The 25099-nt window shown below is 64.4% G+C and carries 27 protein-coding genes; 4 read left to right on the plus strand and 23 right to left on the minus strand.

Going from position 1 to position 25099, the window contains the following annotated elements; all coding sequences use genetic code 11:
• Positions 1 to 33 precede the first annotated feature (33 nt).
• From miaA to QF015_RS17645, 5 genes are all read right to left on the minus strand, one after another.
• Positions 34 to 960, minus strand: coding sequence for a tRNA (adenosine(37)-N6)-dimethylallyltransferase MiaA (gene miaA, locus QF015_RS17625; RefSeq protein WP_310201191.1), 927 nt, complete (start codon positions 958 to 960; stop codon positions 34 to 36).
• An 18-nt stretch (positions 961 to 978) separates the two neighbouring features.
• Entirely contained in the window at positions 979 to 2508 is a 1530-nt protein-coding gene (miaB, locus tag QF015_RS17630; protein ID WP_310201193.1) for a tRNA (N6-isopentenyl adenosine(37)-C2)-methylthiotransferase MiaB, read from the minus strand.
• Positions 2508 to 3050 (minus strand): regulatory protein RecX, encoded by a 543-nt coding sequence (locus tag QF015_RS17635; protein WP_310201195.1) that lies wholly within the window; start codon positions 3048 to 3050, stop codon positions 2508 to 2510. Before QF015_RS17635 ends, miaB begins: the two co-directional genes overlap by 1 nt.
• Entirely contained in the window at positions 3040 to 4080 is a 1041-nt protein-coding gene (gene recA, locus QF015_RS17640; RefSeq protein WP_090822488.1) for a recombinase RecA, read from the minus strand. The genes QF015_RS17635 and recA overlap by 11 nt, the downstream gene beginning before the upstream one ends.
• Before the next feature lie 248 nt (positions 4081 to 4328).
• Entirely contained in the window at positions 4329 to 4553 is a 225-nt protein-coding gene (locus QF015_RS17645; RefSeq protein ID WP_429390312.1) for a DUF3046 domain-containing protein, read from the minus strand.
• A 41-nt stretch (positions 4554 to 4594) separates the two neighbouring features.
• Between QF015_RS17645 and QF015_RS17650 the strand changes: the two genes are divergently transcribed.
• Positions 4595 to 5161 (plus strand): MarR family winged helix-turn-helix transcriptional regulator, encoded by a 567-nt coding sequence (locus QF015_RS17650; protein ID WP_429390313.1) that lies wholly within the window; start codon positions 4595 to 4597, stop codon positions 5159 to 5161.
• 104 nt (positions 5162 to 5265) lie between these two features.
• On the opposite strand, the gene QF015_RS17655 is transcribed toward QF015_RS17650, so the two are convergent.
• From QF015_RS17655 to QF015_RS17690, 8 genes are all read right to left on the minus strand, one after another.
• Complete coding sequence (locus tag QF015_RS17655) at positions 5266 to 5700, minus strand: helix-turn-helix domain-containing protein (RefSeq protein WP_024820363.1); 435 nt, start codon at positions 5698 to 5700, stop codon at positions 5266 to 5268.
• Positions 5701 to 5836: 136 nt separating this feature from the next.
• Positions 5837 to 6355 carry a CinA family protein gene (locus QF015_RS17660; protein WP_310201203.1) on the minus strand — a complete coding sequence of 173 codons (519 nt, stop codon included), beginning with the start codon at positions 6353 to 6355 and terminating at the stop codon, positions 5837 to 5839.
• Entirely contained in the window at positions 6352 to 6954 is a 603-nt protein-coding gene (pgsA, locus tag QF015_RS17665; protein ID WP_310201205.1) for a CDP-diacylglycerol--glycerol-3-phosphate 3-phosphatidyltransferase, read from the minus strand. The genes QF015_RS17660 and pgsA overlap by 4 nt, the downstream gene beginning before the upstream one ends.
• Positions 6955 to 6992: 38 nt before the next feature.
• Positions 6993 to 9866, minus strand: a complete 2874-nt coding sequence (locus QF015_RS17670) for a DNA translocase FtsK (RefSeq protein ID WP_429390314.1) — start codon at positions 9864 to 9866, stop codon at positions 6993 to 6995.
• Positions 9867 to 9941: 75 nt separating this feature from the next.
• The gene (locus tag QF015_RS17675; RefSeq protein ID WP_310201209.1) at positions 9942 to 11633 is read right to left on the minus strand and encodes a ribonuclease J; all 1692 of its coding nucleotides are present in this window, start codon (positions 11631 to 11633) and stop codon (positions 9942 to 9944) included.
• A gap of 6 nt (positions 11634 to 11639) precedes the next feature.
• Positions 11640 to 12572, minus strand: a complete 933-nt coding sequence (dapA, locus tag QF015_RS17680) for a 4-hydroxy-tetrahydrodipicolinate synthase (RefSeq protein ID WP_310201212.1) — start codon at positions 12570 to 12572, stop codon at positions 11640 to 11642.
• A gap of 58 nt (positions 12573 to 12630) precedes the next feature.
• The gene (locus tag QF015_RS17685; protein ID WP_429390315.1) at positions 12631 to 13527 is read right to left on the minus strand and encodes a carbon-nitrogen hydrolase family protein; all 897 of its coding nucleotides are present in this window, start codon (positions 13525 to 13527) and stop codon (positions 12631 to 12633) included.
• 39 nt (positions 13528 to 13566) lie between these two features.
• The gene (locus tag QF015_RS17690) at positions 13567 to 13902 is read right to left on the minus strand and encodes a hypothetical protein (RefSeq protein ID WP_429390316.1); all 336 of its coding nucleotides are present in this window, start codon (positions 13900 to 13902) and stop codon (positions 13567 to 13569) included.
• Between the two features lie 242 nt (positions 13903 to 14144).
• On the opposite strand from QF015_RS17690, the gene QF015_RS17695 reads away from it, so the two are divergent.
• Positions 14145 to 15380: a heparan-alpha-glucosaminide N-acetyltransferase domain-containing protein gene (locus QF015_RS17695; RefSeq protein WP_429390317.1), complete on the plus strand. Its 1236-nt coding sequence runs from the start codon at positions 14145 to 14147 to the stop codon at positions 15378 to 15380.
• Here the strand turns inward: QF015_RS17695 and QF015_RS17700 are convergent.
• The 9 genes from QF015_RS17700 to QF015_RS17740 form a co-directional block, all read right to left on the minus strand.
• Positions 15356 to 15844: a hypothetical protein gene (locus QF015_RS17700; protein WP_310201220.1), complete on the minus strand. Its 489-nt coding sequence runs from the start codon at positions 15842 to 15844 to the stop codon at positions 15356 to 15358. The two genes, QF015_RS17695 and QF015_RS17700, sit on opposite strands and share 25 nt — an antisense overlap.
• Before the next feature lie 4 nt (positions 15845 to 15848).
• Positions 15849 to 16607, minus strand: coding sequence for a 4-hydroxy-tetrahydrodipicolinate reductase (gene dapB, locus QF015_RS17705; RefSeq protein ID WP_310201222.1), 759 nt, complete (start codon positions 16605 to 16607; stop codon positions 15849 to 15851).
• 51 nt (positions 16608 to 16658) lie between these two features.
• Positions 16659 to 17114: a molybdenum cofactor biosynthesis protein MoaE gene (locus tag QF015_RS17710; protein ID WP_310201224.1), complete on the minus strand. Its 456-nt coding sequence runs from the start codon at positions 17112 to 17114 to the stop codon at positions 16659 to 16661.
• Positions 17104 to 17607 carry a MogA/MoaB family molybdenum cofactor biosynthesis protein gene (locus tag QF015_RS17715; protein WP_310201226.1) on the minus strand — a complete coding sequence of 168 codons (504 nt, stop codon included), beginning with the start codon at positions 17605 to 17607 and terminating at the stop codon, positions 17104 to 17106. The genes QF015_RS17710 and QF015_RS17715 overlap by 11 nt, the downstream gene beginning before the upstream one ends.
• The gene (gene moaC / locus QF015_RS17720) at positions 17604 to 18143 is read right to left on the minus strand and encodes a cyclic pyranopterin monophosphate synthase MoaC (protein ID WP_310201228.1); all 540 of its coding nucleotides are present in this window, start codon (positions 18141 to 18143) and stop codon (positions 17604 to 17606) included. Before moaC ends, QF015_RS17715 begins: the two co-directional genes overlap by 4 nt.
• Positions 18131 to 19351, minus strand: coding sequence for a molybdopterin molybdotransferase MoeA (locus QF015_RS17725; protein WP_429390318.1), 1221 nt, complete (start codon positions 19349 to 19351; stop codon positions 18131 to 18133). Before QF015_RS17725 ends, moaC begins: the two co-directional genes overlap by 13 nt.
• Before the next feature lie 65 nt (positions 19352 to 19416).
• Positions 19417 to 21045: a molybdopterin-dependent oxidoreductase gene (locus QF015_RS17730; RefSeq protein WP_429390319.1), complete on the minus strand. Its 1629-nt coding sequence runs from the start codon at positions 21043 to 21045 to the stop codon at positions 19417 to 19419.
• Positions 21042 to 22301 carry a sensor histidine kinase gene (locus tag QF015_RS17735; RefSeq protein WP_310201233.1) on the minus strand — a complete coding sequence of 420 codons (1260 nt, stop codon included), beginning with the start codon at positions 22299 to 22301 and terminating at the stop codon, positions 21042 to 21044. The genes QF015_RS17730 and QF015_RS17735 overlap by 4 nt, the downstream gene beginning before the upstream one ends.
• On the minus strand, positions 22288 to 23055 hold the full coding sequence (locus QF015_RS17740) for a response regulator transcription factor (protein ID WP_310201235.1): 768 nt from the start codon (positions 23053 to 23055) through the stop codon (positions 22288 to 22290). Before QF015_RS17740 ends, QF015_RS17735 begins: the two co-directional genes overlap by 14 nt.
• 133 nt (positions 23056 to 23188) lie before the next feature.
• Here QF015_RS17740 and moaA point away from each other — a divergent pair, with 133 nt between their 5' ends.
• Positions 23189 to 24328: a GTP 3',8-cyclase MoaA gene (moaA, locus tag QF015_RS17745; protein ID WP_310201237.1), complete on the plus strand. Its 1140-nt coding sequence runs from the start codon at positions 23189 to 23191 to the stop codon at positions 24326 to 24328.
• Between the two features lie 4 nt (positions 24329 to 24332).
• The gene (locus QF015_RS17750; RefSeq protein WP_310201239.1) at positions 24333 to 24599 is read left to right on the plus strand and encodes a MoaD/ThiS family protein; all 267 of its coding nucleotides are present in this window, start codon (positions 24333 to 24335) and stop codon (positions 24597 to 24599) included.
• 3 nt (positions 24600 to 24602) lie between these two features.
• Here QF015_RS17750 and QF015_RS17755 read toward each other — a convergent pair whose 3' ends face one another.
• Entirely contained in the window at positions 24603 to 25064 is a 462-nt protein-coding gene (locus QF015_RS17755) for a DUF1579 family protein (RefSeq protein ID WP_310201241.1), read from the minus strand.
• Between the last annotated feature and the right edge of the window lie 35 nt (positions 25065 to 25099).

A 25099-nucleotide genomic window follows, 5' to 3' on the forward strand; every position in this document is an offset into this window, starting at 1 on the left:
CTAGGCTACCTGCCACGCAGGTTCGGCCCGAAATTACGCAGGCTGCGCCGCAGCTGCAGCCGCTGCTTTGTCCACCAAGCCGGGATCCTGCCAGTCAAGCCACGAAATGCGGGGATCTGCCCGGAACCAGGTGAGCTGACGCCTGGCGAACTGCCTGGTGGCCACGATGGTCTCCTCCGCCGCGGAGGCAACATCGCTTTCGTGGTCGAGCACTTTGAGGAACTGGGCGTATCCCAAAGCCCGGGACGCCGTCTTGCCCTCCCTGAGTCCGGCAGCATCAAGTCTTTCAACCTCGTCCAGCAGGCCGGCTTCCACCATCCGGTGTACCCGGAGGGCAAGCCGTTCCCTCAGTACCGGCCGGTCCACCGACAGGCCAATCTGCACTGCCGGCTGGAAGTACTCCCGCTGGGGCATGAACGAACTGAAGGGACGGCCGGTGAGCTGATGCACCTCCAGCGCGCGGATCACTCGACGCGCGTCCCCCAAACGGGCAGCCGACACAGGATCGATATCCTCAAGACGGGCCCGCAGCGGCGCGAGGCCGTGGATTTCGTACTCCTCTTCGAGGGCCTTCCGGATGCCTGGATCGGTTCCGGGAAATTCGAGGACGTCCAGCGCAGCACGGACATACAATCCGGATCCACCTACAAGGATTGCGCGCTTTCCGCGGGAATGGATCTCCCTGATGGCAGCACGGCAGTTCGCCTGGAAGTCCGCGACGCTGGCCTCCTCGGTGACGTCCATGATGTCCAGCAGGTGGTGGGGAACGCCCCTGCGCTCTTCGAGACTGATCTTGGCTGTCCCGATGTCCATACCGCGATAGAACTGCAGGGCATCTGCGTTGATGACCTCTCCGTCCAAGGCCAGGGCCAGGTTGACGCCCAGATCCGACTTGCCCGAACCAGTGGGGCCGATCACTGCGAGGACAGGCGGGAAGCTTTCCTGTGTGGTGGCTGACATGTGATCCTTGGCCGGGCGCTACGCGCGACGAACGGGCAACGACGGCATACCCAAGGACACGCCGGTCTTCCCGGCTGCTGTTCCCGGAGCGGGGACGCCACAGGAGTCGGCTTGGGAACGATCCCACGCATCTCCAGCGCGGGATCGGCGCAGGTGATAATCCGCTGCACTGGCCGGGTCCGCCACAAGGTGGAAAGCGGCTGCCTCGGTGATGGTAACAGTCACAAAATCACCCGGGCGGGGGGCTTCGGCCCCGGCAGGCACGGAGAAGTGGACGAGGCGTTGGTCCTTGGACCGGCCGGACAACCGGTGGGTTTCCCCGGCCTTCCGTCCGGATTGAGCCGTCACCAGAATTTCAACAGTGCGGCCCAACTGCTTGGCGTTCTCTTCGGCTGCGATGCGGTCCTGGAGCGCTGTCAGGCGCTCGAAGCGCTCCTGCACAACGGCCTTGGGAAGCTGCTCCGGCAGCTCAGCCGCCGGTGTTCCCGGCCGTTTGGAGTACTGGAAGGTGAAAGCGGAGGCGAAGCGGGACTTCTCCACGACATCGAGTGTCGCTTGGAAATCGTCCTCTGTTTCGCCGGGGAAACCTACGATGATGTCGGTGGTAATGGCGGCGTTGGGAATCCGGTCGCGAACCTTGTCCAGGATTCCCAGGAACCGGCTGGACCGGTAGGACCGCCTCATGTCCTTGAGGACCTTGTCGGAGCCGGACTGCAACGGCATGTGCAGCTGGGGCATGACATTGGGCGTCTCGGCCATGGCATCGATGACATCGTCGGTGAAGGCTGCGGGGTGCGGGCTGGTGAAGCGGACCCGCTCCAGGCCATCGATTTCTCCGCAGGCGCGCAAAAGCTTGGAGAACGCCTGCCGATCCCCAAATTCCACACCGTAGGAGTTCACGTTCTGGCCGAGCAAAGTCACTTCGACTGCACCGTCGTCCACGAGCGCCTGGATCTCGGCGAGGATCTCCCCGGGGCGGCGATCCTTTTCCTTACCGCGGAGCGACGGCACGATGCAGAACGTGCAGGTGTTGTTGCAGCCCACGGAGATGGACACCCACCCGGAATACACGGAATCCCGCTTGGTGGGAAGGGTCGAAGGAAACACGTCCAAGGACTCGAGGATCTCAAGCTGTGCTTCGTTGTTGTGCCGTGCACGGTTCAGCAGGGCCGGCAGGGCGCCAACATTGTGGGTGCCGAATACCGCGTCAACCCACGGCGCCTTCTTGACGATCGTTTCCCGGTCCTTCTGGGCCAGGCAACCGCCAACAGCAATCTGCATGCCTGGGTTGGCGGCCTTGACCTGCCTGAGCTGGCCCAGGTTTCCGTACAGCTTGTTGTCCGCATTTTCCCTAACGGCGCAGGTGTTGAAAACCACGATGTCAGCGAGTTCACCCTCGGCGGGCACATAGCCTGCATCCTCCAGCAGTCCCGCCATGCGTTCCGAATCATGGACGTTCATCTGGCAGCCGAAAGTGCGGACCTGATAGGTCCGGGGCTCAGCCGAAGGAGTGGTGGCAGCTGTTGGGGAAGGAATGGTCAAACTCACTACTCAAGGGTACCGGCTTCCGCAAGCACCTCGCCGACGATTCTAAAGGCCATGGACGGGGCATAGCCTTTGCGCGCCAGCATGGATGCCAGCCGGCGCGTGTATTTGTCCCGTTCAGCACGATCCGACAAATCGACGCCCGGACGAAGCTTGCGCTGAACGAGGTCACGGGCAGCCTGCTCTTCGTCCTGATCAGTGAGCTGCGACAACGCTTCCTCCGCCGCCTCCAGTTCGATTCCCTTATCCGTCAGTTCGCGGCGAAGCGCACCCTTGGCAAGCTTCTTGCTTTGCGAGCGGCTGCGGACCCACATCCTGGCGAACTCAGCGTCGTCAATCAGCTGAACCTCTTCGAAACGGTCCAGGACTGCCTCCGCGACGTCCTCAGGAACATTCCGCTCGGCAAGTTTCCGGGACAGCTGGAGCCGGCTCCGCGGCGCCATCGTCAGTTGCCTCAGGACGATGGCACGCGCCACGGATTCGGGATCAGGTTCAGGATCAGCCGCAACGGACGAGTCCGGGTCCGGCCCTCTCCTAACCGTCAACGGCCTTCAGCTTCGGGGAGTCTTCCTCCGGCTTGACGCCTACGCCAAGCTTTTCCTTGATCAGGCGTTCCAGCTCCTGGGCGAGCTCGGGGTTATCGCGCAGGAACCGCCGCGAGTTCTCCATGCCCTGGCCAAGCTGATCGCCGTCGTAGGTGAACCACGAACCGGATTTCTTGATGATGCCGTGTTCGACGCCCATGTCAATGATGCCGCCCTCACGGGAGATCCCTTGGCCGTAGATGATGTCGAACTCAGCGATCTTGAAAGGCGGAGCCATCTTGTTCTTGACAATCTTTGCCTTGGTGCGGTTACCGACGGAATCCGCACCTTCCTTCAACGTCTGGATACGACGGACATCGATGCGCACCGAGGCGTAGAACTTCAAGGCCTTACCACCGGTGGTGGTCTCCGGAGAACCGAAGAAGACGCCGATCTTTTCACGCAGCTGGTTGATGAAAATGGCGGTGGTCTTGGTCTGGCTGAGCCTGCCGGTGATCTTGCGAAGCGCCTGGCTCATGAGGCGGGCCTGAAGACCCACGTGGGAGTCACCCATTTCACCTTCGATTTCCGCGCGCGGCACCAAGGCTGCCACGGAGTCGATGACGACGATGTCCAGGGAGCCTGAGCCCACCAGCATGTCCATGATCTCCAAGGCCTGCTCACCGGTGTCCGGCTGGGAGACCAGAAGGGCGTCCGTGTCGACGCCAAGCTTTGCAGCATAGTCCGGGTCCAGGGCGTGTTCGGCGTCGATGAATGCTGCGATGCCGCCGGCGCGCTGGGCGTTGGCAACGGCGTGCAAGGCAACGGTGGTCTTACCCGAGGATTCCGGGCCGTAGATTTCCACGACCCTCCCACGGGGCAGTCCGCCAATACCAAGGGCGACATCCAGTGCAATGGAGCCGGTTGGGATGACCTCGATGGGAGCGCGGGTGTCATCACCCAGGCGCATGATGGAGCCTTTGCCGAACTGCTTGTCGATCTGGGCAAGCGCTGCTTCGAGCGCCTTCTCACGATCCGGGGTTGCCGCCATGGTTCACACCTCTGATGCTTTCTCGCTGTGGAGTGGCCCGAAAGGCCGCTTTCCTGTCATGTCAGACGCTATTACGGTGCGCTGACATTTTTATGAGCCGACTCCGGCTATGTGGACAACCGGGCATTCCGGATGCTCGGAAATGCGGTCTTCGGGATCAATTTTCCTCTCACAGGAGCATATCCCCATCCGAACAGATATTCGAACAATGGCCCGGCGTGTCCCTCGCGTGGGAGGCCGCGGAGTCCTCAGTTGGAGGCCGGTTTGATGTCGCGGCCAAGCCTGCGTTCCGGGGGAACGTCCTGGACTTCGCACACGGCCAACCACACCTCACGGGGGTGGTAACCGGAGGCCAGTGCTTCCACGGCAGTCCGCCCGCCCACCCCGGCGAGTACCAAGGAGCCGGCCAGGACCCGGGAGTAGCCTGCCCCGAATTCGTCGTCCATCAATCGCCAAAAGTCACTTGCCCTCACGGATAGAGTCTCTCACGGAGGCGGACTCTAGAATGGTTGCCATGAGCAATCCTCTCCAGAGCACGCCGGACCAGGCCGTGCCAGGCGACGCCGTGGACGACGCCCTCCAGCAGGTTGAACACCAGCTGAGCCTGCTCTGGCGCCGCGCCCGATCAATCTCCCACCAGTTGTCGCGCCAGGTCCACCCGGACATGGAACCCGCCGCCTATGGGCTGCTGACCGTCATTCGGCGGGAAGGGCCCATCCGGCTGACGGACCTTGCTACGTGCATCGGCGTCGGCAAGCCTTCAGTGAGCCGGCAGATCGCCTTCCTGGAGAGTATCGGCCTCGTCTACAAGGAGGCGGACCCCCAGGACGGACGGGCCCAATCCATCCGCCTCACGGACAAGGGCGAGGACAAGATGCATCAGGTCCAGGACGCCCGCAGGCAGGTGTTCCGTGAACGCCTGGGCGAATGGCCCCTGGAGGATGTCCAGACGCTGGCCGACTACATGGGCCGGCTCAATGCCATTTACGGAGACGGCGTCCTCAAGGATGTGACCTTGCGCGAACCGGACACAGCCGATTCCGGCAAGCCCACCGATTCCGGCAAATCTTCCGACGCCTGATTCCGCTCACGTGGACCTGGCCGTTCCGGGCCCGGCAGGCACAACGGAAGGAGGTCCCCAGCCTGCGGCTGGGGACCTCCTTCTTCTTAATTCTGGTGGAACGGTTACCGGGCTCCGGAAAGCATTCCCTGCGGGAAGTCGTCCGTGAGGTCCAGGTCGCGTCCGTAACGCTGGGAGAATTCCTGCGGAACGGTGTCCGGAACCGCCACTCCCTCAGCTACTGCCACACGGTCGCTGACTTCGCGGAGCATGTGGGACAACGGAACATCCAGGGCTGTGCAGATAGAGGACAGGAGCTCGGAAGAAGCCTCCTTCTGGCCGCGTTCGACTTCACTCAAATAACCAAGTGAGACGCGGGCGCTGTGCGAAACCTCGCGGAGGGTGCGGCCCTGACGCTGGCGGACATCGCGCAGTACATCACCGATCTCGTGGCGTAGTACAACCATTTTGCGCTCCTTCTGTTCGCTCTGTGTCTGATCAGCCAAGCCCACATCCTTCCAGCGGACAACGCCGTTTACGGATACGGGCTGCTTTACCATCTGTATCGCCTTGCTCCCTCGTTCTTCCGGTTCGCTGGCTGGCGGACCGGGCTGTTTTTACATCCTAGGCGCCCCGGCTCTTCCGAAGCGACACAATGACACAACTATTGGCAATCAGTTTTTGTTCCCGACTACTTTACGGACGGTAACCAACCTCACCCAGTGCTTCAAGCAGACACGCCAACGCCGCCTCGCAGGCCTGTTCCCGGATGGACTGGCGGTCCCCCGAAAAGCTGAATTCGATGGCGCTTCGTCCGTTCGCAGAAGCAACTCCAACGAAGACGGTTCCCACCGCTTTGCCGTCGTGCGGCTCAGGGCCGGCCACGCCGGTGGTGGATATTCCAAGGTCGGCTCCACAGGCGCGCCGGGCGCCGTCGGCCATGGCCTCCGCAACGCCGCCATCCACGGAGCCGACGGCGGCCAACAGTTCCTCCGGGACGCCAAGGACGCTGGCTTTGACCGAGTTTTGATACGCGATAACACCGCCCTGCAGCATCCCGGACGCGCCTGGGGTGTTCGCCAGCGTCGCCGCCACCATACCGGCCGTGAGGGACTCTGCGGTTGCGACTGTGAGGTGCTGGCCGATCGCGGCGGCTACAGCCGCCGTCGCCATGTCCGCCGCCGCCAGCGGGGCCGGACCGTCAGCGGGGGTCATGCGCGGCGACCCGCAGCGCGCAGTTTAAGTGCCTGGATGACATATTCGACGCCGGTCCACAGGGTGATGGCCAGCGCCAGCATCATGACCCAGAAGGCGACGTCACCCAGCCAGGGGGCGATCGCCTTGAGCGGAAGGATGTACAGGAAAATGGCCACTGTTTGCACCACGGTCTTCAGCTTTCCGCCACGGGAGGCCGGCATGACGCCGTAGCGGATAACGACGAACCGGAGGGCGGTAATCCCCCACTCGCGCACCAGGATGAGGATGGTCACCCACCAGGGCAGCTCCCCCAGGATGGACAGCAGCACCAGTGCGGAACCGATGAGCAACTTGTCTGCGATGGGATCCGCGATTTTGCCGAAGTTGGTGATGAGTCCGCGTGCCCGGGCGATGTCGCCGTCGAGCTTGTCCGTGTAGATGGCCACAGCGAACGCCACAACGGCGGCCCAGCGCCAGATTCCATACTCACCGTTGTCAGCGAGCAGGAACCAGACGAAAAACGGCACCAGGACGATGCGGAGCATCGTGAGGATGTTGGGCAGGTTCCAGACATCGGAGTTGCTGGACGTCGCGTTATCACCCTCGGCTGTAGTCACCCCTCTAGGCTACCGTCTTGGGACCGACGGCTTTGAACCTACCGTCCCGTGAGGGACCAGGCGTCCTCGCCACCCTCATCATCGTCGTTGGGACCGTCAGCACCGTCGTAGTACTCAATCGCCTGTGTGCGGTTATCCAGATCCGCCTGCACCAGGTCCTCTGCATAGCCACCGACGGCGATGTTCGAGTTCGCGTTGTCGCTCAAGGCCGCAGTGTGGGCGTCGGGCGCCGCCGGCGAATCCTGGCCCTTCATTGCTGCCAGCACCGCCGCGAGGTCGTCCGGCTTGACCAGGACGTCACGTGCCTTTGAGCCTTCCGAAGGGCCTACCACGCCACGGGATTCGAGAAGGTCCATGAGGCGCCCCGCCTTGGCGAACCCGACACGGAGCTTGCGCTGCAGCATCGAGGTGGAGCCGAACTGGGTGGTGACGACGAGCTCCGTGGCCTGCAACAGGACCTCGAGATCGTCGCCAATGTCGTCGTCGATCTGCTTTTTGGGGGCTTCGGCAGCGACGTCGTCACGGTAGACAGCCTGAAGCTGCCCCTTGACGTGCTCCACCACCTTGTGGATCTCCGATTCGGTCACCCACGCACCCTGGACGCGCATTGCCTTCGAGGCGCCCATCGGCAGGAACAAGGCGTCACCCTGACCAATGAGCTTCTCGGCACCCGGCTGGTCCAGCACCACGCGGGAGTCCGTCACGGACGAGGTGGCGAAGGCCATCCGCGATGGCACGTTGGCCTTGATCAGGCCCGTGACCACGTCCACGGAGGGGCGCTGCGTTGCCAGGACCAGGTGGATACCGGCGGCCCGGGCAAGCTGCGTGATGCGGACAATTGAATCTTCGACGTCGCGCGGCGCCACCATCATGAGGTCGGCGAGCTCGTCCACGATCACCAGCAGATATGGGTAGGGCTTGATGACGCGCTTGGAGTCCACCGGCGGCACCACTTTGCCCGCGCGGACTGCTTTGTTGAAGTCGTCAATGTGCTTGTAGCCGTAGTTGGCGAGGTCGTCGTAGCGGGCATCCATTTCCCGGACCACCCACTGCAAGGCTTCGGCTGCCTTCTTGGGGTTGGTGATAATGGGCGTGATGAGGTGCGGGACGCCTTCGTATGCCGTCAGTTCCACGCGTTTAGGGTCCACCATGACCATGCGTACTTCATCGGGAGTGGCCCGCATCAGGATCGAGGTGATCATGGAGTTCACGAAGCTCGACTTACCAGCACCGGTGGCGCCTGCCACCAACAGGTGGGGCATCTTGGCGAGGTTGGCCACAACGTAGCCACCCTCGACGTCCTTGCCGACACCCATGACCATCGGGTGGTCGGTCCGGCGGGCATTCTGGCTCCGCAGCACATCACCCAGGGAAACCGTTTCGCGGTCCGTGTTGGGAATCTCGATACCGATGGCGGACTTGCCGGGGATGGGGCTCAAAATACGGACATCGCTTGATGCGACGGCGTAGGAAATGTTCTTGGACAGGGCAGTGACCCGCTCCACCTTGGTGCCCGGGGACAACTCGATCTCGTAGCGCGTCACGGTGGGACCACGGCTGAACCCGGTGACGGCAGCGTCCACGTTGAACTGCGTCAGCGTGTCCGTCAGGGCGGCGACGACGGCGTCATTGGCTTCCGTGCGCTCCTTCGGAATGGACCCCGGCGTGAGGTAGTCGGAGGCCGGCAGGGTGTAGGTGACATCGCCGGCGAGGGACAACTGCTCCGTGCGTTGCGGAATCGGCGTCTGCGGAAGCGGCGCCCCGGCAGGCTTGGCAGGAACCTGGGCGACCGTGGGTGCGGGCATGGTCGCGTCCGGAGTGATGACCGGAATGGCCTCGGTGGGGTTGTCGATGCCGGGAACGGCTCCCAAGCCCTGGGCTGCCTTGATCTTCCCGACGGCGATCTCCGCCTGGGTGGGGCGGCGTACGCCCGGCGGGACGCGCGGCGCCGACGCGGCGGGAGTTTCGTCGTCGTCGTCGACTATTGCGTGCTCAAAAGCCTCGTCTCCGACGTAACCCTCAAGGCCGGCGTCGGGTTCTTCGTCCTTGCCGAAGAGGCGCATGCGCTTCTTCTTCTTCTTTGGCTTGGCGGTGGGCTCGTTTTCGTAAAGGTAACTGCGGTCATGGCCGTCCTTGCCGGAGTCATCCATGAGGTCAACGCCCATGAGATGCTCATAGGCGCCCCGGATCCGTGCCGGAATGGCCCCGAACGGGGTAGCGGTGACGATCAGGAAAGAGACGAACGCCAAGAGACTGTAGAGGACCACGGGAACGGCTACGTGGATGGCAGCCAACGGCGCTGCGGCGAGGAAGCCCAGCATGCCGCCTGCCCTGCGCAAGCCGTCGAAGCCATCGGCCACCGTGGGAAGGCCGCCGATGACATGGGCCAGGGCGGATCCGGCGAGCGTCATGATCATGAAGCCGATGCCCACACGGTTGTTTCCGCGGCCGTCCTGGGGTTTGCGGAACAACCGGAACGAGCAGACAAACAGCATGAAAGGCAGGATCAGGGACATCCATCCGAACGTTCCGTTAACCACGCTGTAGACGATGTCCGGAAGCCAGCCGGTCAGGCCCCACCAGGCAAACGTGGCGATCGCGATGCCCAGGACCAGATTGAAGAGGGCTGCCCCGTCCCGGCGGTCCGCGGGGTCGAGATCGCTGACGTCGTAGCCAATGCGCCGTACTCCGGCGCCCACCACGTGCCCGATCCCCTGCCAGAAACCTGAAAGTATGCGCAGGGGCAGCGGAGCCTGGGGCTCAACGGCGGCTGCCTGCTTGGTGCGGGCGGTGCTTCCCCGGCCGTTCCTGGCCGCGGCTGCACCGTTTTTGGATGCAGCTGCGCCCCGGCCTGTGCCGCCGGATTTACTGCTGGAGCTGCCTCGTGGCGTGGAGGTAGTACGGGTCGCCATACGTGCCACGCTACCGCAAGGGGGCCTGAAATCCGCGGATTTCAGGCCCCCTTGGGTATGCATGTTGCTTGTGGGCTACGCCTCCAGGACCACGGGAATGATCATGGGGCGGCGGCGAAGCTTGCGGTTGACCCACGTGCCGATGATCCTGCGCACCACCTGCTGCAGCTGGTGGTTGGTGTGGTCGGCGTGATTCAGCACTGCGTCTTCCAGCGCAGCGTTGATCTTGGGAATGATCTCGTCAAAGACGGAATCATCCTCAGCGACACCACGGGCATGGATTTCCGGACCCGAAACGATCTTGCCGGTGGTGCGGTTGATGACCGTGATGATGGAAATGAAACCTTCATCGCCCAGGATGCGGCGGTCCTTGAGGTCGGCGTCGGTGATCTCACCAACGCTGGAACCGTCCACATACACGAACCCGACCTCCACCTGGCCGACAATATTGGCTTTGTGTTCCTTGAGGTCGATCACGGTGCCGTTGTCACTGAGGATGATGCCATCGGACGGAACGCCGGACTCAAGCGCAATGTTGCCGTTGGCAATGAGGTGCCGGGTCTCACCGTGCACAGGCATGGCGTTCAGCGGCTCAAGGATGTTGTAGCAGTACAGCAGTTCCCCGGCCGCCGCGTGCCCGGAAACGTGGACCTTCGCTGTGCCCTTGTGGATCACATCGGCGCCGAGCTTGAGGAGGCCGTTGATGATACGGAACACGGCATTCTCGTTGCCTGGGATCAGGCTGGAAGCCAGGATGACCGTGTCACCCGGGCCCACCACCACGCGGTGGTCGCCGTTGGCCATGCGGGACAGCGCGGCCATCGGCTCGCCTTGGGAACCGGTGGACATGAGGACCACGCGGTCATCGGGCATGGTGTCGATGTTCTTGATGTCCACCAGGATGCCGTCCGGCACATCCAGGTACCCCAGCTTGGCGGCGATGGCCATATTGCGAACCATGGAGCGGCCCACGAAGGCCACCTTGCGGCCATGCTTGGCTGCGGCGTCAAGGACCTGCTGGACGCGGTGCACGTGCGAGGAGAACGAAGCGACGATGATGCGCTTCTTCGCCTGGCCGAACAAGCGGTCCAGGGTGGGACCGATTTCCTTCTCGGCGGTGGTGAATCCAGGGACGTCGGCGTTGGTGGAATCCGCCATGAAGAGGTCGACACCCTCTTCGCCCAGCCGCGCGAAGTGGCGGAGGTCCGTGATGCGGCCGTCCAGCGGCAACTGGTCCATCTTGAAGTCACCCGTGTGGAGGACCGTGCCACCCTCGGTCCGGATGAAGACTGCCAGGGCATCAGGAATCGAGTGGTTGACCGCAATGAATTCGCACTCGAACGGACCGAATTGCTCTACTTGGCCCTCGGTAACGGTGAGGGTGTACGGCTTGATCCGGTGTTCCTGAAGTTTGGCTTCCACCAGAGCCAGGGTCAGCTGCGATCCGATCAGCGGAATATCGGCCTTGAGGCGCAGGAGGTAGGGAACTGCACCGATGTGGTCCTCGTGGCCATGCGTCAGCACGACCCCTACGACGTCCTGGAGCCGGTCCTCGATGTACGAAAAGTCGGGCAGGATCAGGTCGACGCCGGGCTGGGTCTCCTCGGGGAAGAGCACGCCACAGTCAACGACCAGCAACTTGCCGTCGATTTCGAAGACCGCCATGTTGCGGCCGATCTCTCCCAGGCCACCGAGCGGAACGATCCGCAGCGTGCCTTTCGGCAGTTTGGGCGGAGTAACCAGTCCGGGAAGGGCGGTTTGGGTCATATTGTGCTACTTTCCGGCGGAACCGTTCTGGACGTTGAAGTCCATTCCGGCTTCCGCCAAATCCCCGCGGATGATTTCGATCTCGGCCGCGTCCGGCTCCACGAGGGGCAATCGGACAACCGAGTTGGGCAGGACTCCCTGCCACTTGAGAATCTGCTTGGCGGCTACTGCGCCTTGGACACGCGTCATGGTTCCACGAACCACGGGTTCCAATTCAAAGTTGATGGTCCTCGCAGTGGCGAGGTCGTTGGCGTTCACGGCGTCGATCAAGTCACGGAAGCGGCGCGTTGCCACGTGGGTGGTAACACCAACCAGGCCGACGGCGCCGAGCGCCATCCACTGGAGGGTCAATCCGTCATCGCCGGAGTAGAAGAGCAGGTCCGTCTCAGCCATGACACGGGTTGCGGCGGCGAAATCTGCCTTGGCGTCCTTGACTGCAACGATGTTCTGGTGCTTGGCCAGACCGATCATGGTTTCGGGGGCAATCGCAATGGAGGAGCGGCCCGGAATGTCATAGAGCATGACGGGCAGGTCCGTTGACGACGCGATGGTCTCAAAGTGCGCCCGGACGCCCGCCTGGCTGGGCTTGTTGTAGTACGGGGTGACGATCAGGAGACCGTCGACACCTACTTCTGCTGCGCGCTGGGAAAGGTGCACGGAGTGGGCGGTGTCGTTGGTGCCGGTTCCGGCAATAATGGCAGCTTTGCCACCGACGGCTTCTTTGACCGCCCGGAACATGCCAATGTTTTCGTCGTCCGTGAGGGTCGAGGTCTCTCCGGTGGTGCCCGTGACCACGAGTCCGTCGCAACCGTCCTGGACGAGCTTCTCTGCCAATGCGGCGGCTTGGTCGTAGTCCACCTTGCCGTCCTCGGTGAACGGGGTGACCATCGCGGTCAGCAGGGTACCAAGGGCGGGAGTGTGGGCGCGCAAGTCAGACATAAGAAAAACGTTACCCTGTCACGGGCTTGTTACAAGAATGGGTTCCGCGTGATGGTCCTCATGCACCGGCGCCGGACCTGTAGGCAAGGAGGCGCGACCGCCCCAACGTCACCATGGCGATTTCGGTCCCGGTGCCGGCCGCCCTGGCCACTGCGGCACCATCCGGACCCCACGCCCCGCTCAGCCCACAGGACGCACCCAAGGGCGTTTCCCCGCCAAGGTTTGCCAGCAGTCCGAACATCCGGTGGTCCATGGAACGCGCACCCATGTGCAGGCCAAGACGGAGTTCCTCGCCGCCTGTGTACAACGCAGACACTGCATACACGTCCGCTTTTGCGTCGGCTGCAGCCCCTGCATGAGTGGGATAAGCAGCGTCGGCGCAGACGGCAAACGCCACACGCCATCCATCGACATCGACTATTTCAGGACCGCTGCCAGGAACGAAAAGATCCCTCTCCGCCCCGTGCAAATGCGTTTTGAAGACCGGCCTCACGGATCCGTCCGGGCCAATGATGAGCGAGGCCAGCCGGGGAGTTTGGTCGGCTGCCCGCCACGCCGCTCCGATGACGGCGGTGGTTTTGGTGCGGGCGCAGACGTCCCGGAGGGGCTGAAGCCGTGCATCATCGTCGCTGAGCCACGGAGAAGGTGGACCGAGCGGGGTCGGCCGTGAGGATGCGCCTGGCCCACCGAAGGCTTCAAGGTCATAACCTGTCAGCGAGAGTTCGGGAAAAAGCACCAACCGTGCGCCAAGGGCATGCGCTTGCTCCACCAACACCACATGGGCTGCGACGTTTGCCTCTACGGACACTGCCCCAGTTCCGGACAGCAGCGCTTCATACTGAACGACGGCGGCCCGCAATGTTGCCGCAGCCGATCCTTCTTCGGCGGGTCGGGGCACGGCCACAGGAGCCTGGGCCGGCAGGTGGGTTGGGACTTGCGGTGGCGTCACGGTCACCCAGCCATCCTATTCCGGGCGAAGGCGGATCGATGCCGGCTACGCAGGCCCGGGTGTCCGCGCCGGCTGCTCTGCGCAATACTGCGCCACAGCCCGCTCCTTGAGGTGTTCGGCCCATGTCACCAATCGCTGGGAAGCGCGAACGTACTCGAAGAGTTCCAGCGGCGTCAGGGAATCGACGTCAGTCTCCGATAGCCTGCGGGCCAATTCAGCTCCCGGCGGCTGCTCGGCCAGGACCGTACCTTCACGGCGCCACTGGCTGTCTTCAGGAGGTTCGCCCGCCACGAGTTGCCTGAACAAGAAGTCGACCACGCCGGGACTCATCGCTTTCATGGGCCCGGCCAGGCCTTCGGGCGACTTGGGAACATCGTTCATCCTGCCATGGTATTCGAACATATATTCGAAGACAAGGTCTTGGTTAGCGACGGCCGGTTCAGTCCCGGCAGCCGCAGCAGTCCGGGTCAGTTACGTGCGTTGGCGACCGCCGCCAGTTGTGGGCCCAGCCTGGCAGCCATGAGCCGGCAGCCGTCGGTGTTCGGATGCAAGGTATGGGGCATCAACCCTGCAGCCTCCATCCCGTCGGATCAGCTCACAGTTGGCTGTGAGACCATCGCAACATGACTTCGCACGGGACGGCGCCTCCGCGGAAAGCACCCCGCGGCGGCGCGATCTCCCACCGGCTCACGGGGATCGATGCCGCCAGGGGTGCAGCACTTCTGGGCATGATGTCCACGCACCTCATCCCAACCTTCGGGCCCTCCCCTACGTGGGAGCCTACGTTCGTTGGCCTGGTGTTTTCGGGCCGGTCTGCGGCACTGTTTGCGGTCCTCGCCGGCATCGGGCTGGCCCTGAGCACAGGGAAGCAGGAGCCCCGCAAGGGCAGCGATCTCTGGGCTGCCAGGCGTGGTGTGGCCATGCGCGCCCTGGTGATTGCCGTCGTCGGGCTCACTTTGGGAGGCCTCGACGTCAACATCGCCGTCATCCTGGTGCACTACGCCGTGCTTTTCCTGTGCATCCTGCCTTTCCTTGGCCTGCGGCTCAAAGCACTCTGTTTCTGGGCACTGGGCTGGGTCCTCGTGTCACCGGTGGTGGCTTACCTGGTCCGGCCCCTGTTGTTGAACACAGCCCCGCCCCTGCAGTTGGGCCACAACCCCAACAGCGAGGACCTTGGGACGCCCGGACGTCTGCTCGCAGACCTTTTCTTCACCGGCTATTACCCCGTGTTCCAGTGGATCTCATATCTCCTGATCGGCCTGGTGATCGGCCGATTGGCACTGACGACGGCGAAGGTACAGTTGCTGCTGTTGACCGGCGGAATCGTCGTGGCCACCGCCGCGAAGTTCGCCGGGTTCCTGGCCATGGAAGCATGGGGCGGCCGGGCCGCGCTGGAGGCGCTCCCCACCACCCGGGGGTACCCGCTGGAAAGCATGCTCCAGGTTAATCTGACCGGACTGGAACAATCAGGGTCGTGGTGGTGGTTGGCCACAGCATCCCCGCACGCAGGAACCACCCTGGACCTGCTGCACACCGGAGGAACAGCTGCCGCCGTGGTGGGCTTCTTCCTGTTGCTCGGAACTGCGGCCGAACGCATCGGGGTCAACTTCCTGATAGTGCTCAGCGGTCCTGGCGCCATGACGCTGAGCCTCTACTCAGCCCATGTCTGGGTGGTGTCCGGCTTAACCAACCAACCACTTCCCCAAGGCTGGACGGACGAAGGCATGTACTGGACCCAAGCGCTCTGCGCCGTGGCTATCGGTGTGTGCTTCGCGTTGCTCCGCCGCCGTGGACCTCTGGAATGGGTGGCCCACAAGGCGTCACTGCTGGGCAGCTACCGTCCCGCAGTCGTGGGCTGAGTACGGAACAGCTTGACGGCGTCGCGCATGGAGGCCCGGGCGCGCTTCCGGTCCCCTGAGGCGTCGTAAGCGCAGCTCAACCTGAACCAGGAGCGCCAATCGTCCGGGGCGGCCTCGGCTTCGGCCCGGTACTTCTCGAATTCGGCATCCGCGGCTGCGCGGATGATCCGCCCGCCAGGCGTCCGCGGCAAAGTGTCCTCGGGCAGGCCGCCTTCGGCTTCCAGGACCTTGGCCATCTGCTCGGTGCGGGCACCAAACAGGAGCTCGCGGATGAGGGCCCAGGCACCGACCATGGGCAGGACCAGATAGGCGGCACCGATTGCTTTGGCTACCAGGTTGGGGTCACCGAGCAGAAGGAAAGAGCGCTGCACTGACACCACGAGGTACAGCACCAGCAGCAAGGTGATGGCACCGACCCATATTTTGGTGCGGTTCTTCTTCAATGAAGTCCAGAAGTTCCCCATGGACCTAGAGCCCCAGGTCCAAGTAGCCGTCCAAGCCCACGGTGAGGCCAGGGTGCGCTGCAACCTTGCGCAATCCCAACAGGACGCCGGGCATGAAGGATGCCCGGTCAAAGGAGTCATGGCGCAGTGTCAGCTGCTCGCCGGGTCCGCCGAACAGGACCTCCTGGTGGGCTACCAAACCGCGGAGCCGGACGCTGTGGACACGTACGCCCTCGACGTCGCAGCCCCGGGCGCCGTCCAGCGACGTCTCGGTGGCATCCGGGCTGGCCGGAACACCGGCCTCCAAGCGGGCTTCAGCGATCAACTGTGCTGTCCGGACTGCCGTACCCGAGGGTGCATCCACTTTGTTCGGGTGGTGCAACTCGATGATTTCCACGGACTCAAAATACTGCGAAGCCTTCGCCGCGAACGCGGACGCCAGCACGGACCCAAGGGCAAAATTAGGGGCGATCAGGACGCCGGTGTCCGGCTTCTGCTCCAAGAGCGAACGGAGGGACTCCAATCTGTCGGCGTTCCATCCCGTGGTACCTACGACTGCATGGATTCCGTGCTCGACGGCGAACCGGACATTGGTCTCGGTGGTGTCCGGGACGGTGAGGTCAACAACATACTCCGCACCGGCGTCGAGCAGGGTTTCCAGGGAATCGCCGCGGCCCAAAGCGGCCACCAGCTTCATGTCACCGGCTGCTTCCACAGCATTGACGGCTTCTCTTCCCATACGCCCGTGGGCGCCCAGCACTGCAACAGCAAGTTGTTCGGTCATGCCATTAACCCTACCGCCGGGCGGGTGCCCGGCTGGAACCGTTACCCAGGCCTACTCCCCCGCGCCGACCCACTCCACGGTGCCGTCAGTGAAGAACTGTTCCTTCCAAATGGGAACCTGCGCTTTGACCCTGTCCACCAGTTCGGAACACACTGCGAAGGCCTGCCCCCGGTGGGCCGCTGCAACGGCACAAACCAGCGCGGGGTCACCGATCTCCAGCAGGCCGATGCGGTGCGCCGCCCAGATCCGAACCGGCTGGTCGGCTTCGCCCGAATGTTCCGCGACCAATTGCGCCACGACGTCGGACATGACCTGGTGCGCGGTGGGGTGGGCACTGTAGCTGAGCCGGTCCACGGCCTTGCCGGCGTCGTGGTTCCTTACGACACCGCTGAAGCTGACCACCGCACCTGCTGTCTCCGATTCGACCGCCGCGATGGCTTGGTCGACGGAAATGGGCTCGGCGCTGAGGACAGCGCTGACTACTTCGAAGTCCGTTTCAGTGCCCATGGCTTCCTTCCAGTTGTTCGCACAGGTGCCCAATGACCGGGTCAAGGACGGCCAATCCGTCCATAACCCCTTTCGGGGATCCCGGGAGGTTGATGATGAATGTCTTCCCTGCAGCTCCGGCATGGCCACGGCTCAGCATGGCCAGGGGGGTCTTTGCAGCACCCGCGCGACGAATACCCTCCATGATCCCTGGAATTTCACGGTCCAGGAGCGGCACCGTCATTTCGGGTGTCCGGTCATCGGGGCTAAGGCCCGTCCCGCCGCTGGTGATGACAACGGACGGCTCCTGCGTCAGAAGTGCCCTCAGGGCAGCTCCCACCGGTTCGCCGTCCGGGACCACCATGGTGGGGAAAGTCTCGAAACCGTGCTCGTTGAGCCAATCGAGGATGATGGGCCCCGTCTCATCTGCGTAGATTCCCGCCGCGGCCCTGGTGGAGGCGATCACGACTCCGGCCTTCCGCGGCCCGTGGGCGTTCGGCTCGCAAGCAGTCATGCGCCGGCCGCCTCGTGGGTTGATGGTCCGGAGACGTCCCAGTCGCCGCTCTTGCCGCCGCTCTTGGCAAGGACGCGGATGTCGGTCAGCACGGCATGCTTGTCCACGGCCTTGATCATGTCGTAAACGCTCAGGGCCGCGACCGATGCCGCCGTCAGCGCTTCCATCTCGACGCCGGTCACGCCTTTGGTCTTGACCATGGCCAGGATTCCCACCGAATCGGTCCCCAGGTCGAAGTCGACCGTGACTTTGGAAATCGGCAGCGGATGGCACAAGGGAATCAGGTCCGGGGTCTTCTTGGCGGCCATGATCCCCGCGACGCGTGCCACGGCGAGCGCGTCGCCTTTGGGCAGTTCCCCCGCGCCCAGCAGGGCCAGCACTTCGGGGGTGGTGCGCACGGTTGCCGTGGCGGTGGCCTGGCGCGTGGTGACGGCCTTGGCGGAGACGTCCACCATCTGGGCGGTGCCGTCCTGCCTGAGGTGCGTCAGGCCGCCGGCATGTTCTGTTGTCCCGGGAGTTTGTTTCACAGCATCCATACTTCCACTTCGGCTCCTGCGGCGAGTTCCGTGACGTCGCCGGGAATCTGGACCAGCGCGTTGGCGCGCGCCAAGGCATGGACCAGGTGGGATCCCGCGCCGCCTTCCATGCGAAGCACCCCGTCGCTGGCCACCGTGCCGCGCCGGACCTGGTGTTTACCGTCCGGGGACGTCAGCGGTTCAGCCAACCACGCCGTGCGAACGGCCCTCGGTGCGGGTGTTCCCAGAACCCGGGAAAGGGCGGGCCGAAGGAACATCTCGAAGGAGACCAGGCAACTGACGGGATTCCCAGGAAAGCCCAGGAACGGAACGCCGTTGAAGGTTCCCAGGCCCTGCGGCCCGCCCGGCTGCATGGCGACAGGGAGGAAGTCAACCGGCTGGCCGGCCATCGCCTGGCGGACCACCTCGTAGGCACCTTTGCTCACTCCCCCGGTGGTGACGATGACGTCCACGGACTGGTCCGCTTCCTTCGTGTGATGGTGCAGGACCTTCAGGAGGCTGGAAGGATCGTCATCTGAAATGCCCGTACGAATGACGTTCAACCCGGCTTGGCGCATGGAGGCTTCCAACAGTGTCCCGTTGGAATCGAAAATCTTTCCGGGCGTGAGCTCGTTCCCCGGCTCCACTACCTCGTCGCCGGTGGTGACCAAAAGGACCCGAAATGCTTCAGGGACCTCAACAGTGGACAACCCCAGCGCTGCGAGCAGGCCCAGCTGTGCCGGTCCCAGCAGGGTGCCGGCAGCCAGGGCCAAGTCACCCTTCACGATGTCACTGCCGCTGGTTCGGACGTAGGTGCCGGGAAGGACGGCAGGGAGGTCGACAACGGCATCCGTGGCGGTGGGATGGGGGAAGGAGTTGGGGGTCGCCTTTTCGATGGGTACGACGGCGTCGGCGCCCTCGGGAATCATCGCCCCCGTCATGATGGGGGCAGCAAAGCCGGACGCCAGGGCTGCTGGTGCCACACCTGCCGGAACGGGCGCCGCTACCCGGAGCCGCGCACCGCCGTCGGCAAGGTCCTGGGAGCGGACGGCAAAGCCGTCCATCTGGGAGTTGGCGAACGGCGGCAGGGAAAGGGGCGCGTAGAGATCGACGGCGAGCGCCTGTCCCAGTGCATCGAGCAACGGCACACGGTGGGTGGTCTTGGTGGTGGCAGCGCCTGCCAGCAGTTCCACCACAGCCTGGCGATGGGCTGCAACTGTTCTGGGCACGGACTACCTCCTGGAGTGACACGCTGGCTTCCGGGAAATTCTCCGGACGTAAACAGACTAGGGCCTTAGCCCACCTTGACGCTGATGGTGTGATAACCCGTGGCGCCGTCCGGAGCCACGGGTGCCTTGTCCTCGGTCTGCGGCTGGCCCGTGGTATCGGTGGCCCGGACCTGCACTTCGTAGTCCCCGGGGGTGAGGTCGAGGCCCAGTTGCCACTGATACCAGGTGTCCGTGGAAATCCCGGTCGCAAGGGTGGCCTGCTTCCAGGGTCCGCGGTTGACCCGGAGCTCCACGCGGCTGATCCCCCGGTGCTGCGCCCAGGCCACACCGCCGAACTGCACTGTGCCCGGCTGGACCGTCCTGCCGCTGCGGGGTACGTCGATGCGTGACTGCGTTTTGATGGGTCCGTGATCGCTCCAGCCCCTGGGAGTCCAATACGCGGTGTCGTCGGCGAAGCGGGTGACTTTCAGTTCCGTGAGCCATTTGGTGGCCGAGACGAATCCGTACAGCCCGGGCACGATCATCCGCACCGGGAAGCCGTGTTCCAGCGGGAGCGGTTCGCCGTTCATGCCGACGGCCACCAGGGCGTCGCGGTCGTCGGTGAGCGCCTCCAAAGGCGTGCTGGCCGTCCATCCGTCGTTGCTGGTTGACAGCACCATGTCCGCTCCGGCTTTGGGCCCTGCCATGGCAAGGAGTTCGCGGACGGGCCAGCCCAGCCAGAGGGCATTGCCAATGAGGTCCCCGCCGACATTGTTGGACACGCAGGCGATGGTGACATGCCGCTCGATCATGGGTTTGGCGAGAAGCGTGGCGAAGTCGATTTCGACCTCCCGCTCCACCATTCCGGTGACCTTGAGCTTCCATGCAGGCGGGTCGATGGCAGGCACCGTCAGGGCTGTATCGATCCTGTAGAAATCGGTATTAGGAGTCACCAGGGGACTGATGCCGTCCAGGGCAAGTGTTGCACCTGCGGGTATTGCCTGGGGCGGGGTTGCGGGCTCCGGGAGGGTCATGGAACCACGGAACCCTGAGGCCACGGTGGTGGCCCGTGTGAGGATGCCTGTCACGGTTCCGGCCACGACGGCGGCGATGGACGTTCCGGCGAGGGCGTTCAGGAAGCTTCGCCGGGCCAAAGGTGCCGGGTCCACGCCCTGCCTGTCCGGCGCTGGGGTGGACGGAGCCCACGTTGCGAGCCGGCGGATGAGTGCCCTCAACAACAGCATCGTAACGATTGCCGCCACGATCGGAGCCAGGGCAGCCTGCGGACCGGCCTGCGCACGGGTGACGACGGCGGTCAGGCCCGCCGCTCCGGCCAGTCCGGCCAGCGCCAGCCCCCAGCCGGTGCGGCGATACTCCAGGACGCCGGCGAGCGCTGCCAACAGCCCTGCGACCATCCCGATGGTCGCTATCAGCACGATCTTGTCCGCCATGCCGAACAACTGCACGGCCAGATCCTTCACCCCGGGAGGCACGGCATCGATCACGGCTCCGCCCAGGGCCGTGACCGGCGAAACCAGGGGGCTCAGCAGTCCCGCGGTCAATTCGCCGGCAGCAATCCCCGCACCGCCCGCAGCCAGCCCGGCAGCAGCAGCCCACCAGCGGGGATGGAGCCGGACGCGTGCCCGCGTGGAGGTGCCGGCCTCCGGGGTGTCCGGATGCGGCCCTGGCTGGTCGACACTGCTGGGCGTGGTCATGATGCGCCTCCTGGGCTTTGGTCAGGCGAGGCCACGTCTGCAACCGAAGTGGCCGGGTGGGACGATGGCGGAGTCACCGCCGGAAGGAATCCTGAGGGGAGGGACAGCGCAAACCGGCAGCCGCCGTCGACATTGTTCACGGTGACCGATCCGCCGTGGGCCTTCACGATTCCCGCAACCATGCTCAGTCCGATGCCGGCGCCGCTGTAGCTGCCCTGCAGTCCATCCGCGGCAATGCGGGCGGGGTCTTTCTGCCAGCCCGTCTCAAAGAGGTGCGGCAGGTCCTCATCCGGTATGCCGCCGCACTGGTCCTGCACGGCTACCACGGCGTTTCCGCCGTTCCGCCCGGTGCCGTCCCGGCCGACGCTGACGTGGACCTCGGTGTCGGGCCGGCTGTAGATGATGGCGTTGAGCAGGACGTTCCTCACGGCCCGGGCGAGGCTGGGTCCATCGGCGACGGCCATGCACTCACGCTCCCCGCCGCCGTCGAGCCTGATGCCACGTTGCGCCGCCAGCGGCGCCAGGTCGGACAACGCATCGCTGACGAGGTCGTATAGATCCAGGGGCTCGGCCCGCAGCCGGAGACTGCCGGCCTGGATCTTGGACAGCTCCAGCAGGTCATTGACCATCGCGGTCATTTGCTCGGTCTGTCCGATGATCTTCCGGTAATAACCCGGCACATCAGACGCCATACCGTCTTCCAGGGCTTCGGTCATGGCGCGCATGCTGGCCAAGGGCGTCCGGAGGTCATGCGAAATCCACGACACCAGCTCACGCCGCGCAGTTTCGATGGCGGCCTCACGTTCCCTGGACTCGGCAAGGCTGCGGCTGCTGGCCTCAAGTTCCTTGGCGAGTCCGGCAAGTTCCGAGGTCATGGCGGGAGCGCTCCCCCGGCCCTCCCCCGTGGTGTGGTCCAGGGTCTCGCCACGGCCGAGCCGCCGTGCCGCGTCCACCAACCGGGCTGCGTTGCGGGAGACACCCGCACCCAACATCAGGGAAAGGGCAACGGCTACAGCCGATGCCACCGCCAGGATGTACCACATGACTTCCAGGTCCCTGGCGGAGATGAACATCGCGTTGAAGGCACTGACCATACCCGCCACCAGCACCGCAACCGTGGCCACCACCACCAGGCAGATCTGCGCCAGGACAGAGGCCCTGCGCAGCAGACGAAGGATGAGCAGGGTCGCAGCGCCGATCAGCACGGCCCAGAACAGGACCCAGGCGAGGATGGTCCATAGCTCACTGCCCTCCATGGCCACGCTCCCCGCCACCGGATTGGTCCGGCTGGTTGCCGGGGGTGGAGTCGAACCGGTAGCCCACGCCCCAGACCGTCTTGAGCAGCTCAGGCTTGGTGGGGTTGCTTTCGATCTTTTCCCGCAGGCGACGCACATGGACTGTGACTGTGGACAGATCGCCGAAGTCCCAGCCCCACACCGCCTTGATCAGTTCTTCCCGGCTGAAGACGTGGTTGGGCCGCCGCATGAGGAAGGCCAGAAGGTCGAACTCACGCACCGTCAGAGCCACCGGAACGCCGCGATGGGCGACCGTCCGGGAGGCGGGATCGAGTTCAATTCCTCCGGCTTCCACTGGTGGCTCCGGGGCAAACTCCTTGATGCTGCGGCGCAGGACGGACTTCACCCGGAGGACCAGCTCCCGGGGCGAGAAGGGCTTGGTGACGTAGTCGTCCGCTCCCATCTCCAAACCCAGGATCCGGTCATCTTCGGTTCCCAGTGCCGTCACCATGATCACCGGTACGCTCATGGTTTGACGGAGCCGACGGCACACCTCGACGCCGTCCAGTCCGGGCAGCATGCGGTCCAGGATCACCAGGTCGGGTTGGCGCGACGCTGCGATCTGCAGGGCGGTGAAGCCATCTCCCGCCACATCCACCTGGAAACCTGCCTGCAGCAGGTAGTCGCGGACAACATCGGCGATCGTCTGTTCGTCTTCGACCAGGAGGATGCGGCGGTTGACTGGTTCCGCTGATGATGCCGTAGGAGTGGTCACGCTTTCAGCATAGGTTCGTCGACGATGCCCGGCACCCAATACGGGCGTCCATGGCCCCGGCGTATGGAATCCGTAAGAACTGTGGACTGTAACCGGTGTCACTGATCGTGCCCCGGTGGCGTAGCCTGATTTTATGAGTGTTCAGCTGGGTATACCGGTGATCCCTTCGGGAGAAGCCGCAGGGAGCCAGGAAAGCGCCGCGGCGGTCCCGCCCCCGCGGCCGGCAGGCACGCCTGCGGGTTTGTTGGACCGCTACGGCCGGCGGGCCACGGACATGCGCCTGTCCCTGACCGACAAATGCAACCTGCGCTGCACGTACTGCATGCCGGCCGAAGGGCTTGAATGGCTCTCGAAGCAGGCAGTGATGACCCGGGACGAAATCGTCCGGATCGTCCGCATCGGTGTCAACACCCTGGGCGTGCGCGAGCTTCGCCTGACCGGCGGCGAGCCGTTGGTCCGTGCTGATCTGGTGGAGATCATTTCGGGCATCCGACAGGACCACCCGGACCTCCCTATCTCCATGACCACCAACGGCGTGGGACTGGACAAGAAGGCCGCAGCGCTCAAGGCAGCAGGCCTCACACGCATCAACGTCTCCCTCGATTCGCTGCATGAGGAGACCTTCACCAAACTCACCCGGCGTCCGTTCCTGGACCGTGTCCTGGCCGGCGTCGACGCCGCCTGGGCCGCCGGGCTGGGTCCGGTGAAGCTGAACGCCGTGCTGATGCGCGGTATCAACGACACCGAATCACCGGACCTTCTCGCGTGGGCGTTGGGCCGCGGCTACGAACTTCGCTTCATCGAACAGATGCCCCTGGACGCCGATCACGGGTGGACCCGGCGCAACATGATCACGGCCGCGGAGATCCGCGGGTTGCTCTCCCGCGACTTCGTGCTGGGGCCCGACGCCCGGGCACGGGACGGGGCCCCGGCAGAACGCTTCGAAGTACGACGCCGGGACGCAGCTTCCGGCGAGGCCACCGGTCCGGTCCTGGGCACGGTCGGCATTATCGCCTCGGTCACCGAGCCGTTCTGCTCCGACTGCCGCCGTACGCGCATCACCGCCGAGGGCAAGATCATGAGTTGCCTCTTCTCCCGCGAAGAGTTCGACCTGCTGGGCCTCCTCCGGGACGGCGCGACGGATGAGCAACTGGCGGAGCGGTGGCAGGACGCCATGTGGATCAAACCCAAGGCCCACGGCATGGACCATACCGGTCTCGGCGCAGCGGACTTCGTCCAGCCGGACCGCAGCATGAGCGCAATCGGAGGCTGAACCCTTGCTTGTCCGTTACTTCGCTGCCGCGCGCGCGGCCGCCGGGGTCGAAGAAGAACGCCATGTCCTCCCGGAAGGCAGCAGCCTGGAGGCCCTGCTGGAAGCTGCCCTCGCCGTCGAACGTCCATTGCCTCCCGAGGGCACGCCGACGCTGGACCGCATCGTGGCGCGGAGCAGCTTCCTCCGCAATGAGGTGGCTGTGCGGGACCGTGCTGCACCGCTCGGGGCCGAGGACGTCATCGATGTCCTGCCGCCGTTTGCCGGAGGCTGAAGGTCAGACCTGACGGAAGACACTCTTCAGCAACGGACTGAAGTCGGACGTCCCCTCAAGCCTTAGATCGGCAGTGTGCACCAGGACACCGTTGTCGACGCGGAACGTGTGCCTGGCCACGCCGTCAGCGGTCCGCCTGTCCAAGGTCAAGGTGCCCGCACTCCACGCTCCGCGGACCGGGCTGGCCGGCGCCCTGCCCAGGCTGTCGACGTAGTACCACAGCGTGTCACCGTGGTCACGGTCAACGGTGAACATGCCGTGCCCTTCAAAATGCGTGCCATCCGGTTCACGGTGCCTGTAGCTCTGGACAACCGCGTACCCGCCGGCTGCCTTGCTGAACACCACCTCGGCATCGGCAGTCCGGGCACTCCCCCAGGGCGATGCCGCAATCTCCGTGATGCCCCGCCAATGACCTATGAAGTCCTGCAACAGTTCGGCAGCTTGACCGCCAGGGGGCCGATCCATAGCATCTCCAAAGTCGTCAGGGCAGCATCATCACC

Origin of the sequence: Paenarthrobacter sp. TE4293, assembly GCF_050435325.1 — a bacterium.
In the GTDB taxonomy this organism is placed as follows: domain Bacteria; phylum Actinomycetota; class Actinomycetes; order Actinomycetales; family Micrococcaceae; genus Arthrobacter; species Arthrobacter nitroguajacolicus_C.

Coding starts and splice junctions, on each gene's coding strand:
- miaA (WP_310201191.1), bottom strand. CDS start 960: ATGTCAGCCACCACACAGGAAAGCTTCCCGCCTGTCCTCGCAGTGATC.
- recA (WP_090822488.1), bottom strand. CDS start 4,080: ATGGCGGCAACCCCGGATCGTGAGAAGGCGCTCGAAGCAGCGCTTGCC.
- QF015_RS17650 (WP_429390313.1), top strand. CDS start 4,595: ATGAGCAATCCTCTCCAGAGCACGCCGGACCAGGCCGTGCCAGGCGAC.
- QF015_RS17655 (WP_024820363.1), bottom strand. CDS start 5,700: ATGGTAAAGCAGCCCGTATCCGTAAACGGCGTTGTCCGCTGGAAGGAT.
- QF015_RS17660 (WP_310201203.1), bottom strand. CDS start 6,355: ATGACCCCCGCTGACGGTCCGGCCCCGCTGGCGGCGGCGGACATGGCG.
- QF015_RS17670 (WP_429390314.1), bottom strand. CDS start 9,866: ATGGCGACCCGTACTACCTCCACGCCACGAGGCAGCTCCAGCAGTAAA.
- QF015_RS17675 (WP_310201209.1), bottom strand. CDS start 11,633: ATGACCCAAACCGCCCTTCCCGGACTGGTTACTCCGCCCAAACTGCCG.
- dapA (WP_310201212.1), bottom strand. CDS start 12,572: ATGTCTGACTTGCGCGCCCACACTCCCGCCCTTGGTACCCTGCTGACC.
- QF015_RS17690 (WP_429390316.1), bottom strand. CDS start 13,902: ATGAACGATGTTCCCAAGTCGCCCGAAGGCCTGGCCGGGCCCATGAAA.
- QF015_RS17695 (WP_429390317.1), top strand. CDS start 14,145: ATGACTTCGCACGGGACGGCGCCTCCGCGGAAAGCACCCCGCGGCGGC.
- QF015_RS17700 (WP_310201220.1), bottom strand. CDS start 15,844: ATGGGGAACTTCTGGACTTCATTGAAGAAGAACCGCACCAAAATATGG.
- dapB (WP_310201222.1), bottom strand. CDS start 16,607: ATGACCGAACAACTTGCTGTTGCAGTGCTGGGCGCCCACGGGCGTATG.
- QF015_RS17710 (WP_310201224.1), bottom strand. CDS start 17,114: ATGGGCACTGAAACGGACTTCGAAGTAGTCAGCGCTGTCCTCAGCGCC.
- QF015_RS17715 (WP_310201226.1), bottom strand. CDS start 17,607: ATGACTGCTTGCGAGCCGAACGCCCACGGGCCGCGGAAGGCCGGAGTC.
- moaC (WP_310201228.1), bottom strand. CDS start 18,143: ATGGATGCTGTGAAACAAACTCCCGGGACAACAGAACATGCCGGCGGC.
- QF015_RS17730 (WP_429390319.1), bottom strand. CDS start 21,045: ATGACCACGCCCAGCAGTGTCGACCAGCCAGGGCCGCATCCGGACACC.
- QF015_RS17735 (WP_310201233.1), bottom strand. CDS start 22,301: ATGGAGGGCAGTGAGCTATGGACCATCCTCGCCTGGGTCCTGTTCTGG.
- moaA (WP_310201237.1), top strand. CDS start 23,189: ATGAGTGTTCAGCTGGGTATACCGGTGATCCCTTCGGGAGAAGCCGCA.
- QF015_RS17755 (WP_310201241.1), bottom strand. CDS start 25,064: ATGGATCGGCCCCCTGGCGGTCAAGCTGCCGAACTGTTGCAGGACTTC.